Source organism: Paenibacillus sp. FSL K6-0108 (genome assembly GCF_045040695.1).
In the GTDB taxonomy this organism is placed as follows: domain Bacteria; phylum Bacillota; class Bacilli; order Paenibacillales; family Paenibacillaceae; genus Paenibacillus; species Paenibacillus pabuli_B.
Window position 1 is genome coordinate 6,210,462 of sequence record NZ_CP150288.1, and the last position, 15,473, is coordinate 6,225,934.

10 protein-coding genes are annotated in these 15,473 nt (G+C 49.0%); 5 read left to right on the forward strand and 5 right to left on the reverse strand.

Features of this window, described 5'->3' with window-relative positions; translation table 11 throughout:
- Positions 1-151: 151 nt before the first annotated feature.
- Positions 152-5,389: a WIAG-tail domain gene (locus MHB49_RS28270; protein WP_405153840.1), complete on the reverse strand. Its 5,238-nt coding sequence runs from the start codon at positions 5,387-5,389 to the stop codon at positions 152-154.
- A gap of 432 nt (positions 5,390-5,821) precedes the next feature.
- On the opposite strand from MHB49_RS28270, the gene MHB49_RS28275 reads away from it, so the two are divergent.
- Positions 5,822-6,952 carry a YheC/YheD family protein gene (locus MHB49_RS28275; RefSeq protein WP_247899218.1) on the forward strand — a complete coding sequence of 377 codons (1,131 nt, stop codon included), beginning with the start codon at positions 5,822-5,824 and terminating at the stop codon, positions 6,950-6,952.
- An 85-nt stretch (positions 6,953-7,037) separates the two neighbouring features.
- Entirely contained in the window at positions 7,038-7,829 is a 792-nt protein-coding gene (asd, locus tag MHB49_RS28280; protein WP_405153841.1) for an archaetidylserine decarboxylase, read from the forward strand.
- Between the two features lie 487 nt (positions 7,830-8,316).
- Here the strand turns inward: asd and MHB49_RS28285 are convergent, their stop codons facing one another.
- Positions 8,317-9,102 (reverse strand): AraC family transcriptional regulator, encoded by a 786-nt coding sequence (locus MHB49_RS28285; RefSeq protein ID WP_053783204.1) that lies wholly within the window; start codon positions 9,100-9,102, stop codon positions 8,317-8,319.
- A 123-nt stretch (positions 9,103-9,225) separates the two neighbouring features.
- On the reverse strand, positions 9,226-10,683 hold the full coding sequence (locus MHB49_RS28290) for a PLP-dependent aminotransferase family protein (protein WP_405153842.1): 1,458 nt from the start codon (positions 10,681-10,683) through the stop codon (positions 9,226-9,228).
- 130 nt (positions 10,684-10,813) lie between these two features.
- On the opposite strand from MHB49_RS28290, the gene MHB49_RS28295 reads away from it, so the two are divergent.
- The 3 genes from MHB49_RS28295 (at position 10,814) to MHB49_RS28305 (ending at position 13,324) form a co-directional block, all read left to right on the forward strand.
- On the forward strand, positions 10,814-11,431 hold the full coding sequence (locus tag MHB49_RS28295) for a pyridoxamine 5'-phosphate oxidase family protein (RefSeq protein WP_405153843.1): 618 nt from the start codon (positions 10,814-10,816) through the stop codon (positions 11,429-11,431).
- Between the two features lie 178 nt (positions 11,432-11,609).
- The gene (locus MHB49_RS28300) at positions 11,610-12,908 is read left to right on the forward strand and encodes an aminotransferase class I/II-fold pyridoxal phosphate-dependent enzyme (RefSeq protein WP_247899222.1); all 1,299 of its coding nucleotides are present in this window, start codon (positions 11,610-11,612) and stop codon (positions 12,906-12,908) included.
- A gap of 281 nt (positions 12,909-13,189) precedes the next feature.
- On the forward strand, positions 13,190-13,324 hold the full coding sequence (locus MHB49_RS28305; protein ID WP_208642755.1) for a YjcZ family sporulation protein: 135 nt from the start codon (positions 13,190-13,192) through the stop codon (positions 13,322-13,324).
- A 159-nt stretch (positions 13,325-13,483) separates the two neighbouring features.
- Here MHB49_RS28305 and MHB49_RS28310 read toward each other — a convergent pair whose 3' ends face one another.
- Both MHB49_RS28310 and MHB49_RS28315 read right to left on the reverse strand, forming a co-directional pair.
- Positions 13,484-14,701 carry an ABC transporter permease gene (locus MHB49_RS28310; protein ID WP_405153844.1) on the reverse strand — a complete coding sequence of 406 codons (1,218 nt, stop codon included), beginning with the start codon at positions 14,699-14,701 and terminating at the stop codon, positions 13,484-13,486.
- Between the two features lie 2 nt (positions 14,702-14,703).
- Entirely contained in the window at positions 14,704-15,456 is a 753-nt protein-coding gene (locus tag MHB49_RS28315; RefSeq protein WP_247899224.1) for an ABC transporter ATP-binding protein, read from the reverse strand.
- Positions 15,457-15,473 lie beyond the last annotated feature (17 nt).

Below are 15,473 nucleotides of genomic sequence, written 5' to 3' on the forward strand. Positions count from 1 at the left end.
AGGCACCCCTCATCGTCCGAACGGAGCAAGCTTATATATGAAAAAAGCGGTGTCCCGGACATATCCGGGAACCGCTTTTGTCTATTTAACATGAAAATTATTCGCCTACAGTTATCTTGAATGTTGAATGAAAAGACATCATTTCGCACGCTTACGCGGAAGGACCAGCAGCAATCCATGACAACAATCCGTAGGTGTGTGTGGAGCCCTCAGTACGTGACACTTCCAGTACGGCTTCATCTTCACTCTGGGAGAGGAGCGACACCTGAAATCCCCGATCATTACACATGGCGACAATGACATAATGCTCTGATATAAACGACTCTTCAAAGGCTACCATTACCTCCACGCTCTGTTCATTCTCAGGCAATAGAAAGGCCTCCATACCGAACTGCTGCACAACAGGCTGTCGGCCGACACTCCGTACGGGTTGGAATGACAGGTGTTCAGGACCCACAGCTCCATGCTGCAGCTGGCTGCTTCCAACAGCTCCATCACTCAAATGCTCCTGCTTAACTGCTTGCTCACTCAGCGTGAACTCCTTAATTCCACCGATCTCATGTGAAAATTCAGACTGTGGTCGCGGTAGCTGTGGCTGGACCGTGCCAGCTGTCGTCAATGAATCTCCAAGCTGGTTAGCTTGCGATGGAAGCTCTTGTTGTTGCCCCAGCTCCTGACCCGACGTCTGGATAAACTGCGTTTCCTTCAGATCGACACTTGAGGGTTCCACGACAATTGCCGGTTGTGATGGCGGTTCAGCCTCACTTCCTGCTTGAAGCAATGCCTCTTGTTTTTTAATCGCTGCCAGTTGTTCGAGCGTTTCTCCACTGAACTGACGAATCGCATTCCATATCTCTTCGCTCAAATGGGCCGGACCTACAATTCCCGCATTCAAGTGATTGGAGGTAATGCTTTGTTCACTCAGTTTGCTGCCGGTTACACTGCCGTCGGCCAATTTGGTACTTGTGACGGATCCATTCTGCAGATGGATTCCGCTCACGGCCTCCTCTTCCAAATGAGTTGTGCGAATACTGCGTTCCTGAATATGATCAGCAAGGATCGTTCCTTCCTGAATATGCCGAGATTCCACACTTTTATCTGCCAGGTGGATCGCCGATACCGATCCTTCAAGCAACTTGCTGCCATTTACACTGCCGTCGGCCAGTTTGGCACTTGTTATGGAACCATTGTGCAGATGAATAGCACTGACCGATTCCGCTTTGAGGTGGGAAATCCCAATACTGCGCTCTTGAATATGGTCAGCTTGGATGGCTCTCTCTTGGATATGGCGGGATTGTATACTTCCATTTGAGATATGGACATCCGACACCGTATCTTCAAGCAATTTGCTGCCGCTCACGCTGCCATCAGCCAATTTGGCACTCGTTACAGATCCATTTTGCAGATGTACCGCACTGACCGATTCCTCTTCCAGATGGGACGTGCCAATACTATTCTCTTGAATATGGTCAGCAAGGATCGCTCCTTCCTGGATATGCCGGCTTTGCACACTTTCCGATGCAATATGAATTCCCGATACGGTATTTTCGAGCAATTTGCTGCCGTTTATGCTGCCATCGGCCAGTTTGGCACTTGTTACGGACCCGTTTTGCAGATGAACTGCACTTACTGCTTCCTCTTCCAGATGGACTGTACCTATGCTGCGCTCCTCAATATGATCAGCATGAATGGCTCCTGCCTGAATATGCCCGGATTGCACACTTTCCGATGCGATATGAATCCCGGATACCGTACCTTCGAGTAGCTTGCTGCCGGTTATACTGCCGTCCGCCAGTTTGGCACTCGTTACAGATCCATTTTGCAAATGAATTGCACTTACCGACTCTTCTTCCAAATGGGCTGTGCCTATGCTGCGCTCTTGAATATGATCAGCAAGGATTGTTCCCTTCTGAATATGACGGGATTGCACACTATCGTCTGCCATATGGATATCCGATACCGCTCCTTCAAGCAACTTGCCGCCGGTTACACTGCCGTCGGCCAACTTGGTACTTGTTACAGATCCATTTTGCAGATGAATGGCACTTACTGCTTCCTCTTCCAAGTGATACATGCCGATGCTGTGCTCCTGAATATGGTCAGCAAGGATTGCTCCTGCCTGGATATGGCGGGATTGCACACTTTCAGATGCGATATGGATTCCCGACACCGTATCTTCGAGCAACTTGCTGCCGGTTACACTGCCGTCGGCCAGTTTGGTACTGATGACGGACCCATTTTGCAGGTGAATGGCACTTACTGCTTCCTCTTCCAGATGGGTTGTGCCGATGCTTCGCTCCTGAATATGGTCAGCATGAATGGCGTCTGCCTGAATATGCCCGGATTGCACACTTTCGTATGCAATATGAATCCCCGATACCGTACCTTCGAGTAACTTGCTTCCGTTTATACTGCCGTCCGCCAGTTTGGCACTCGTTACAGATCCATTTTGCAAATGAACTGCACTTACGGACTTCTCATCCAAATGAATTGAGCCAATACTGCACTCTTGAATATGATCAGCAAGGATTGCTCCTTCTTGGATATGACGGGTTTGCACACTTTCGTTGGCAATGTGGGTAGCCGATACTGCCCCTGCGGCTAATTTGCTGCCATCAACACTACCACTCGCCAGTTTGGAGCGTGTTACAGATTCATCCTGCAAAATAATTGTACTTACCGCTTCTTCTTCCAGATGAGACGTTCCGATGCTGCGTTCATGGATATGATGAGGAAGAATTTCACCATCTTGAATATGACGGGAATGTACAGCTCCTTGCTGCAGGTGAACAGCACTTGTCGACTCTGCCTGAAGATGCAAACCACTGATCAAACCTGGCTGAAGATGAGCCGCTGTAATAGATAAAGGTGCCAGATGATCTGTTCCCACAGATCCAGGTGCCAAGTGATGTGATGTGACCACCTGTTCAGCAATATGCTCCTCATGAATGATGTCTGCCTTCAGATGCAGTGAGCTCACTATTTGAGTTCCCAAATGTTCAGATTTCACGCTGCCTTCAGCCAGATGGACGGATTGTACTGCGGATGGCTGCAAGTGCTCACTACTTACAGCAGCCTGTTGCAGTTCTGTCCCGGATACCGAGTCTGCTGCCAAATGGTCCGCACTTACGGACCGGTGCCGAAGTTTGTTGCCTGTAATACTGCCATCAGCAAATAATTCCGGTGAGCGTATTTCTTCCGACAAATGTTCCAGGGAAACGGCATGCTGCTTCAAGTGATACCCGCGAATCGTTCCTGCTGGAATATGTTTGGCGTTAATACTTTCCGCCATAATTTTGGAAGAAGTCACACTCCCGTCTGCCAGTTTAGCTGAAGTAACTGCAAAATCCGCCAGCTTATCTGTGGCAACACTCTCAGGTGAGAGCTTTGGGGAGGTAACCGCATGATCTGTTAGATGAGGCGGAAAAATGGACCCACCAGCCAACTGGGCTGAAGTTATACTACCAGGAGCCAATTTGTCTGTTGTGACTGCCGCCCGTGCGATAGCATCCGTTTCAACACTACCTGGTTGAAGATGAGGTGCTCCTACGGCATGTTCTGTCAGGTGATCTGATTTCACTGCATAAGGTCTCAGGGCCTCGGAACCCACACTCCCTGGAGCCAGATGTGTACCTGTGACTCCACCGTTCGCAAGATGCGAGGATATGACACTTCCCGGGGCAAGCACTCTGCTGCTCACCGATGCCGTTCCAAGCTTTTCTGTTGTCACACTTCCATCCGCGATCTTAACAGCTGTAACGGCAGCATCCTGCAATTCATACGTACCTACGGCCGACTCTGCAAGATGCCGCTCTGACACCACGCCATCTGCGAGAGCATCTCCGGACACACTTCCGGTAGACAGATGAGTTGCCTCGATGCTTCCACTTGCAATGTGAATGGAGTGAATTGCGGAATTATCGACATGTACTGGCGTGATTCCCCGATTTGCAATGTGTTCCGCACGGATGGACCCTTTGGCAAGATGTTTACCCTGTACGGCTTCATCCGCAATTTTGGAAGAAATGACGCTCTGATCAGCAATCTTGGAGGCCGTAATGGACTGCTCCAGCAATTTTGCTGTTCCAACAGACTGGTCTGCCAGTTTGCTGCTGGTTACTGCACCTTCCGTCAAATGCTCACTGTACACTTCTCCATTGCCAATCTGCTCCTTGCCAACGGCATGAGCGCGGATCTGGCTTGAACCGATTGAACCGTCCAGTAGATGTCTTCCACTTAGTGAACCTTCAGCCAAATGTCTTGTTTGTATGGATCCATCCTCAATCTGGTCACTTCCAATACTGCCACTGGATAATTGTGAACGACCAACAGCCCCTTCTGCCAGATGTGTCTGTTTAACAGCACCTGCCTGAATATGGTGAGATTCGATGGACAGTTCTTCGATTTTGCTGCCTGTGACAGCACCTTCACGAATTTTGGATGTAGTCACTGCATCGTCAGCCAGTTTGGAAGTATGCACAGCTCCTCCGGTGAGATGCCTTGTATCCACGGCGCTAATCGCGATCTTGTCTCCAGTTACGGCATGATTCTTGATTAATTCTTCCGTTACAAGCATGCGGCTGAGATGTCTTGTGCCGATGGAACCGTCGGCAATTTTGGCCGAATCGATTACCTGGTTGCCAAGCTTCTGAGAAGTAATGCTGCCATCTCTGATTTTCTCACCGGCAATAGAAGCATTTCTTATTTTGTGACCAGACACGGAGCCGTCAATCAGGTGCTCCTCAGAAACAGACGCTTCCGCAAGTTTCGCAGAAACAATGGCCCCGTCTGCAATGTGAATGCTGGTCACCGCATAATCCTGCAGTGCTTCACTGCCGACCGCATCCGGTTTCAGCTTGGAAGCATCCACAGAGAAAGGAGCCAGTTTGCTCTCCGTAACAGCAAAATCACTCAGGTCGTCCGTATAGATATAGTGTCCGGTATGACCTGGCATCTGGTTCTGGTTCAGGATTTGCAGCCGCTCCCTGCTTGCTGTTTCTTGCTTGTTTATACCCAGCTCTTCTTCCAGAACAAGCGGAGCCACGCTGCTGACCTGAATCTGCTTTTCCAGGTTATCTTGCGTCTCGACAACTTTCTCGCTATCAGACTCTACGGGTTCCGGCTTGATGGCTTCGGTTTCGATCTCCAGGTCTTCCAGGTCTTCCAGCTCGTTCGTTGAAGCAGGTAGCTCAATTGATTCATATAGGAATTCTTCTGATGCCTGAATGGCCTTCGAATTCCGTTTATTTCTATCCAAGCGTTCCCTATTCGAAGTGAAACCTGAGTCCATTGTGTCTGACCGTCGATTGGACAGATCCAGTTCCTTAAATTTGGGACTCACATGCCGCAGTTTTGGCGTAGGGACCTTCTTATTGCCTTTTTTACTCATGCAGCTAGCTCCTTCCTCTAACGTTCGTCTCCGGCATCATATGCTTCGATATAGGCATCTGCCACTTCAAATCACGACTTTTGCCAATAACATTGGATGAGTGTAGGAGTCAACATACGAGTGATTGACTTGTCCATGGCGAAATAGGCTGTGCACGGCTTTAGATGAAAGGCGGCTGTCCACGCCCCTGATCCAGCAATGTCATACGATAATCTATAAGCATTTGTATAAATCCGTAAAATGACTTCCCATCCGCACAGCGACCCACCTTTACCTGGATTGCATGGAAGCGGAAGGCTAACAAGTACATGTCGATGCATATCGAAGCATCATGATTCCGGTCTGCGTTATCGTGATGTCCATCTATGTGGTGACAGGCCGGCATGCCATGAGACGATCCAGGATCGTGATAACATTGAAGGAGGAACGGTCATGCTACAAGAAACGATCGGTATTATGTTCGATTCACGCATGTACCGGGGGATAGCGACTGGAAGGACGGGGCAGGAATCACTCGCGAATTATGAACAGGCAGCGGCCTGTTATGGATTAACCCCTTGTTTTTTGCGGCTGGAAGACGTGGATTCGGACACGAAAACCTGTATTGCTTATGTAAAAAAAGAGGGCATATACGTTCGTCAGAGGATGCCATTGCCTCCCGTTATTCATAACCGTGCTCTCCAGCTTCGCCGTTCGGAACAGCAGCAGGTGACCAAACTGCTGTTGCAGGGCATACAGGTATATAACGTACGTAATCGATACAGCAAAGACCACATTCACGATATGCTTTACCAAGACCCCAGTCTCAGGCAACATCTCCCTCGTGCGGTCAAAGCTACACCTGAGTCTTTGGCATATATGATGGAACATTACGATGATCTGGTGATCAAGCCATGCAGCGGAAGCATTGGTCACGGCATTATGCGGATATTCCAAAAGGATGGTCAGTGGAAACTGACATGTGAGACAAGGACTTCACGCAAGGGATGGGCTACCTTTCGACTGAGTAAGGGACAACTGCCATCAGCCACCTTGCGCCGTATTTTCCGTCATGCTCATCTCATAGAAGAGCGAATACCTCTGGTTCGCTATGAAGGAAGACCTGTAGATCTGCGGGTCTCCGTGCAACGGGGAAGTGACGGTTTATGGGGGATCACGGGCATATTCGCCAAGGTGGCTCCAGGACATACGTTTGTCACGAATATCGCTCAAGGCAGCAAAGTCATGACCTTGGCTGAAGCCCTTGAAGTGGAAGCATCCGACTGGCATTTACTTGAACTAGAGACCAGAATCCGGTCTGTCGGGCTCCGAATCGCACGGACACTGGCTTCGAGCTTGCCACATCTTGCGGACCTCGGACTTGATCTGGGGATAACAGAAAACGGGCGGATTTATTTTATCGAATGCAACGGAAGGGATCAACGCTACGGTTTCCGAAAAGCCGGGATGACGGAGCACTGGAAAGCCAGTTACCGACAACCGATGGCTTATGGACGTCTGCTGCTGGAGCAGAATTCGCGTATACCACGGCAACCTCAGACGTACGATAGGGGCCTATATTGATTTCGTGGGCATTCTGTGTCAATATTATGCAGAACGGCCGGTCCTGCCGGCCTTGAAGTTCGCACTAACCCTAAGGGGGATATTCATGGCAAAAACGCTGTTGCGGTTAATGACCGAGCTTTCTTCTCGCAAATGGATCTCCCGGACTGTGGGAGCCTTCTCCAAGAGCCGGGGAAGCAAGGCATTTATCCCTTATTTTGTCCGGACCTACGACATCCCTGTTCAGGAGGCTGAGAAAGACTGGAAGGAATATCGTTCGTTGAATGATTTCTTTACCCGTAAACTTAAACCAGGAATGCGTCCGCTTGAACTTTCAGAACATGCGCTGATCAGTCCGGTAGATGCCAAAATTACAGCAGCCGGTCCTGTATCTGCTGGCACGCTCCTGAATGTTAAGGGACAGAATTATACACTTGCTGAATTATTAAACCACTCACCACATCTGGAGAAGTACAAGCATGGTTATGCCTTTGTCCTGTATCTCAGCCCACGCGACTATCACCGCATTCATGCCCCTGTTAGCGGTCGCCGAATCGAGAGTGAACATATTAAAGGCAAGGTTTATCCTGTCAATGATTTTGGTCTGACCCATATGAAATCGGTGCTTAGTCGTAACGAACGGCTCATTACGTATATTGCTCATGATTTCGGAGAAGTTGCTGTCGTGAAAGTAGGCGCGATGAATGTGAGCAGCATACAGTACGCCGGTGTGGATGTTAGTTCATGGGCACAAGGCGATGATCTCGCATATTTTGAATTTGGTTCCACCGTCGTACTGTTAACGCAGAGCGGTACATTTGAACCGAAACCAGGCTTGCAGCCAGGTGATTCCGTCAAAATGGGAGAATTGCTCGGTCGGTTAAAACCCATCCAATGAGTAATACGCAGATGATTCCTGAATAACAGGAGTCATCTTTTTTAATTTCCGATCGGAAGAAAAAGACCAAATAAACCTTTTTCGATATAAAAAGGTACCCGTAGCCGGAACACTTTTAGGGTAAAGTGTCAGGCTATGGGTACCTTTTGCTGATCAGAGAATCGATTATCTGCTTCAGAGCTATGTAGAAATCAGGATGATTCCATTCCCGTTCTCATGACATGTATACGAGCAATACGAAGCAATGCTTCGTCATATTGGTATTCTGGCCATTTCTTAAAACCATACGTCCTGCATTTCAACTGCCGGTTTGGAGCGGCGCAGGCGGTTCCGGAAAATATTAAAGCCCTTGATAGAGCATCCCCGGTTGCGGACCCGACGTTTTCCGTTCATCACAAGTTCCCCCTTTCGATCGTCTGGAATGCTACATACTTACCCCTGCTTCCCAGAATTGAAACGTTGCCATATTCTACCGGTCAGAGAGATCCTATCGAATCTCGGACGGACTTTTGCCGGTATACTGCTTGAACTGACGACTGAAGAAAAAGATATCCCGGTATCCAAGTGCATCTGCCACTTCGGTCACATTCATGCCGGTATGCACCAACAGATGCTCGGCCCGCTCAATGCGCATGCGTATGATATAGGATTGCACGGACGAACCAATCAATTCCTTAAACTTGATCGAGAAATATCGAGGCGATAGTCCCGCCCTGGCGGCGAGGTCTTCCACGCGATGTGTGATCCCCGGATGCTGGCGTACATAGTTAGCAACCTCCTGGATAACATCAGACAACTGGTTGCTCACCTTTTTCTCCACAGGAGCTTCCGTATCCGCGCGCAGCAAATGAATCATCAGCTGTTTCAGAATCAGCCGGCTCTCTTCATCCCGTCCATATACATCGGATAGAAAGAGCCTTACATACCGAGCCAGCAAATGCTCAAATTCCACCGTTTCCAGTACTTCACGATAGGACTGGGGAACATCATTAACGGGTATATCTACATCAAAATGAATATAGGTAAGTACCAACGGTTTTTGCTTGTTATGAGTTGCAGTAGGATGATCGCCTGGTCTAAACAGAAAGCAACTACCCTTGCCAACTTCATACGACCGGTCATTCAGCACAACGGTCCCTTCACCACTCCATACATAAAATAAGTCATAGTTTTGCATCGGTTTTTCCCGCTTCTGCCACTTCCATCCCGGTTCGCAGACAATTTTGGCGACGGCGGGCAAAATAACAAAAGATGACGGCGATGCCTGCAGCATGTCGCCACTCCCCCTTGAAAGTTAATCTCTTCGCATATTGCATCAATCATGATGCAATATGTGTTTATATATGATTTCTGCTCCTGCTGGAGCGAAACGCCTTATTCCATTATACAGCGGAATTCACCGAAACGAAAATGTACACTTCTCCCATGCCAAGCGCATTCGCCGTATGCCCTCTTGAATCTCCTCTTTCTCCAGATGTGCAAAGCCAAAACACACAGCCGGAGGCCCTGGAGTCAGCCGATAACGCACCGCATCGCGGTATATGACACCTTCTTCCCGAGCCAGTGCCTTGAACCGCCGATAACTGCTGATGTCTCCCTTCCATGTAGCATAAATATGCAATCCTGCATCTCCGGGCTGCATGATAAAGGGTTCCGGTAACTCCCGCTCCATCTCACTGACAAAAAAAGCATGCCGATCCCCGTAGAGCCGGGTCAATCGTCGTAGATGGCGCAAATACCCGCCTCTGGCCATAAATTTTGCGAGTGCACGCTGCTCCAGAATAGCAGAGGGTACTGGTTCGTATAGCGTTTTTGCAGCAAGCAGCGGCTTCACCAGACTAGGTGGCAGCACCACATATCCAAGCCGGAAGGACGCAATCATCGTTTGTGAAAAAGAACCAACATAGATCACGCGTTGTTCACGATCGAGCACTTTGAGCGGTTCAATCGGTCTGCCACCCCAGCGAAACTCACTGTCATAATCATCTTCAATAATGACGGCATTTCGCTCCGAGGCCCATTCAAGTATGGCTCTTCGTCTGTCCAGACCAAGAACAGCTCCTGTAGGAAACTGGCGGGTGGGTGTCACAAATAATGTCTGTGCTTCCCATGACTGCGGAATAATGCCCCCGGTATCTACTTCCGCTGGAATAATCGTTCCTCCGCAGGACTTCACTGCCTGGGCAATTCCTTGATAACCCGGGTTTTCCAATACAACTGCAGCCCCTTCAGGGATAAGCAGTTGTGTCAGCAAGGTGATCCCCTGCATGGAACCACTGAACAGCACGATTTGCGAGGCATCCGCCTGGATGCCCCGTGTCCACCTCAGATGTGACGCAATGGCCTCCCGTAGTTCCAGATCACCAGCTACACCACTTTGTTCACGCCGATCACTCCGATGGACGGCAGCCAGGGCACTTTTCCATTCCGCTTGCGGAAAATGCTCGATAGGCATGCGATGCACATGAAAATTGATCAGGGATGAATCCTGTTCAATGGCAGATCGTGTATCCCTCTGAATCTGTGTATTCAGCAGACTCACCCGTTCCCCCCATGGAGAAAGCTGAATGACTGCTTCCTGACCTAATTGTTCCTGTTCCGTTAACGTATCGGTAACAAAAGTCCCTTTCCCCCGATATGCCTTCACATACCCATCAGCGAGCAGCATGTCATATACTTGGGCTACCGAACCACGTGACATTTCATATTGACGTGCCAACTCTCGGGTGGAAGGAAGCCTTGTACCTCCAGCCAGTGTCCCCGCATGGATGGCGTCGCGCAAAGCATGGTACATTGCCTCATACTTATATCGGTGTTGACGTTCGTATGAATCCATAGGAAGCCACAATTCCATCGTGCACCTCTTTTCAAATTGGACTACTAAAATGAATGTAAATTGGATCTTTTTTTATGTCAATGCGAGTTTTATTGTTATGGCTAGAGTGCAACGATCCAATTCATAATCGATCAAGGGGGAAAAATAGATGAGAAGAAAAGAATTCACTGTAAATGAAGAGCAGGAAATCATAGCATTTCTGGACCAATGCTCCTTTGGTTTTCTGGGAACAGTCAGTCCAGATGGACAGCCAAGGGTGACACCACTAAACTTCGTATATATGGACGGGAGTTTTTATTTTCATGGTAGTCTTGCAGGCGAAAAAATGAAGCAGATCAAACAGGATTCCTCTGTCAGCTTTACAGTTGCTGAAGAGTTTTCCCTGATTCCATCTTACTTCAGTGATCCCGAGCTAGCTTGTCCGGCGACCTCTTTTTTCAAAAGTGTAATGGCATTCGGACAGGCGGAGCCGGTTAAGGATCTGGACATCAAGGGCAAGGTGCTGCAACGTTTCATGGAGAAACTTCAGCCGCAAGGGGGATATGTTCCCATTGATGCAACCGATCCACGCTATACGGGTCAGCTTAAAGCTGTCGCTGTGGTCCGCATTGTTCCTGAACGGATCAGTGCCAAGTTCAAATTTGGACAGAATCTCTCGACTGAACGCTTTGATCATATTAGTGGCGAACTGGAACAGCGTAACGAAGGACGAGATGCTGAAACAGCCGAAATGATGCGGAAATATTGTCCTTTCCATCAGAAATAACATTCATTTTCCATGGTATAATCAAACGGGAGAAGTAACATTAACCTAACTCAAAAACACTTGCAACAACGCGGTGAAGTGATGAAACTGTCATTATGCGTAATTTCCGTGACGGGGGCAAGGCAAGGTGTTATAATGTTAGGCAGTTGAATCCCAAAGACTTGGAAGGATGAAAAGAATGAATCCACTGGCTGAACAGTTGAACGAAAGTATTCAGGCAGGCAGCAGTCACGTCTACTCCATGCTGTCGCAGCTCGGCAAAGAAATTTATTTTCCAAAAGAAGGTATTTTGAGTCAGTCTGCTGAAGCAGCAAGTCTGGCCAAAACCTACAATGCTACGATTGGTATTGCTCTGGAGGACGGTGTGCCAATGCACTTAGCTGTTATCCAAGATAAGCTGTCCGCATACCAACCGAAGGATTTGTACCCTTACGCTCCTCCTGCAGGGAAGCCTGAGTTGCGGACCGTATGGAGAGACAAGATGCTGAAGGAAACACCTTCCCTCGAAGGTAAAACGTTTGGTAACCCAATTGTGACTAACGCATTAACTCATGGACTGAGTATTGTAGCCGACCTGTTCGCCGAAGAAGGGGACGCTGTTATATATCCGGATAAAAACTGGGAGAATTACGAGCTGACCTTCGGAATTCGTCGTCACGGCGAATTGGTTCATTATCCCCTGTTTGATGATCAATTGAACTTCAACAGTGCAGGTCTGCTCGAAGCGCTGCTTGCACAGAAAGACAAAGGCAAAGCCATCGTGCTGCTGAACTTCCCGAACAACCCGACAGGTTATACACCTGGCGCCGAAGAAGCAGATTCAATCGTAGATGCGATTCGTCAAGCGGCTGAGGCTGGAGTGAATGTTGTTGCTGTAACAGATGATGCCTACTTTGGTCTCTTCTTCGAAGATTCCATTCATGAATCCCTGTTTGGCAAACTGGCGAACCTCCATCCACGTGTGTTGACTGTCAAAGTTGACGGTGCCACGAAGGAAGAATTCGTATGGGGCTTCCGCGTTGGATTCATCACGTACGCCCATGAAGATGCTGCGGTTCTCCATGCTCTGGAGCAAAAAACACTCGGCATTATCCGGGCAACCATCTCCAGTGGCCCGCATCCTTCCCAAACTTTTGTACTGGATGCGTTGAAAGCACCTGAGTTCGAAGCACAGAAGCTGGAGAAGTTTGAAATCATGAAAGGCCGTGCCAACAAGGTAAAGGCCATCCTCGATAGTGGTAAATACGGTGAGGTTTGGGATTACTATCCGTTCAACTCCGGTTACTTCATGTGCCTGAAGCTGAAGGATGTCGGCGCAGAGCAGCTCCGGACCCATTTGCTGCAGAAATACGGCGTTGGTACCATCGCGCTGGGTGAGGCCGATTTGCGAATTGCCTTCTCCTGTATTGAAGAATCCGGACTGGAAGATCTGTTCGATACGATCTATCGTGGAGTTTTGGATCTTCAGACCACTTAATTCATATTCATATGCAGTAATGCATCCAATAAATAAGTAAGAAACGGACTTACGTCTGATTTCTGAAAAACATACCCCTTTGTATCCTGACGAATGTCTCTCGATACAAAGGGGTATTTTGTGTTCCGTTTTGAGGACATATGGCTATTTTGACGGGCAAATGCCCAAAACGATGATTTTCAGGCTCTACCGGGCAGCGGCCCAATCAGCCTATCCCCAAGGCACATAATATACGATGTACGCAAGGGCGTGCCCAACACCATCTTGAAAGGGGAATGACCATGTCTGGAGTTGTTGAAGAAACTAGAGGCGGTTATGGATGCGGCGGTTACGGTTACGGAGGATTTACAAATACCGGTGCCATTCTCGTTTTGTTCATCTTGCTCGTCATCATCACAAAATCGTTCCTCTGTTAGTCCATACGTCCTCACCAGGAGTCGGAACAAGGTCAGCTGACTGCAGCACAAAGAAGGGTATTCCGGGATACAGCTCGGAATACCCTTCTTCGGTGAGGTTACGTAAGAATCTCTAGCCGCATTTCCATTGAAACATTAACTGGTCAGACGCTCGGCTGTTCATTCATCCTCTTCTTCCTTCAACCACTTGTTGCCTTGCGAACGTCGCATCAAGTAGATGACCAGCACACCAAGGACCAATGCTGCTGCTGTCATACTCCATCCACTCATTCCCGCAGCCAGCATTGGCAGCCACATGAGCAAGGCAGCCAGTGCATGCAGATTCGAGATGAATCCCAGCACCTGGGAACGACGACTCTCTCCCGAGATGGGATAAATCATAATCCAGAACGATTCACTATGACTGCGACGCAGTGCACCCAGCTGCACACCTACAAGCAGCAGGAAGAACAGGTATACACCAATACCGAAATAACTGCCTGCCGTCCACCAGGACAGCAGCATACCCAGTACGACCAAGCGCACGACGATAGAGAACACTTCAGTTCGGATGAATGTTTTGGTAATCAGATAGCGATAGGCTTTCCCTGCATTCCATGGGAGGCCGCTCCCCCATTTGCTGAGCCAGCGCCGGGAACTTACTTTTTGACCTGATGAAGGCACATCCACAAACCAGCCCAGCGTCCGCATCACTCTTCCAGCCTGGCCCTTCTCCACTTGGATGAGACGGTCCCATGAAACCCGGTGTTTCAGAGGAATACGCAGGGCAACGATATAAACGACAGCCAGCAGCAGCAGGAACCAGATACTGCGCTGAGGAGGCTGCCACAACCAGGCCGCAATCGCCAGTACAGCCAGTGCCCATCGGAGCAAGCGATATCCTCTTGCGGCGCCTATTTGCACCATGCGCATTTCTTGCCAAGCCGCATAGCTGGACAGCCCTTTCCATAACAGCAGAAGCAGGATAAACCAGCCGAATGGTCTTGCATCCTGATCTGCACGAACATAGAGCGGCCACAGCGTAACAAATACGAGCAGCATGCCCAGAGTTTTATAGATGATACCGCGAGCGAAGCTGTTTTTCAGATATTCTTGCATCCGATATTCCTGCGGACGTAAAAATACGATGTCTGCCGGGTGCAGATATGTACGATAGCTGCTAAACAGTACCAGTGGTGCCAGCAGCAGCAACGCAATCCAGCGAATCGGGAATCCTGCCGGGATGTGTTGGACAAACGATGTATACCAGGCGGAGAACGCAATGACGAGAAATAAGAAAACCATGGCTACGCCGCTCTGAATGACATAACCCAGATAAGGAAGAATTCCATTCCAGAATCCCGTGCGTCTTTGCTTCCATAGCTGCTTGAGATCCATGCTTAATCCCTGCCTTGTACAAGGGAATAGAACATATGCTCCAACGTGGCATTTGATTCCCCGAATTGAGTACGCAGCTCATTCAGCGTCCCTTGAGCAATGACCTGTCCTCGGTGTAGGACAATGAAACGGTCACAGTAATTTTCAATGGTGGACAGAATGTGTGAACTGAGCAGAATGGAAGATCCAGAGGCCTTCATTTCGAGCATAAAATCAAGCAAAGAGCGGATTCCAAGCGGGTCAAGTCCCAGAAAAGGCTCATCAATGATATAGAGTGGCGGCCCCGCCACAAAAGCACACATGATCATAACCTTTTGACGCATACCTTTAGACAGGTGGGTTGACAAACTTGTACTTTTCTCATTCATGCGGAACAAGTTCAGCAGTTTCTCCGTGCGCTGTTTGAAATCAGCCTCAGAAACACCGTATGCTCTGGCTGTAAACTCCAAATGCTCCATGACCGTCATTTCGTCGTACAGCTCGGGGGATTCCGGTACAAAGGCCATGGCGGATTGATATATCTGCGGATCCTCGTCCCGCTTCTTGCCCATGACTCGCACCTCCCCCTGCTGTGGAGTCATTAATCCTAAAATATGTTTCATCGTTGTACTTTTTCCAGCACCATTTAATCCGATCAGTCCGACCATTTCTCCGCGTCCAACTTCCAGATCGATGCCGTGGAGAACCGGCCGCTTGGCACTATATCCTCCGCTTAGCCCGTTGATTTTCAATACGGGGGGTTGAACGTTTTCCATCTATCCCTGCACCTCTT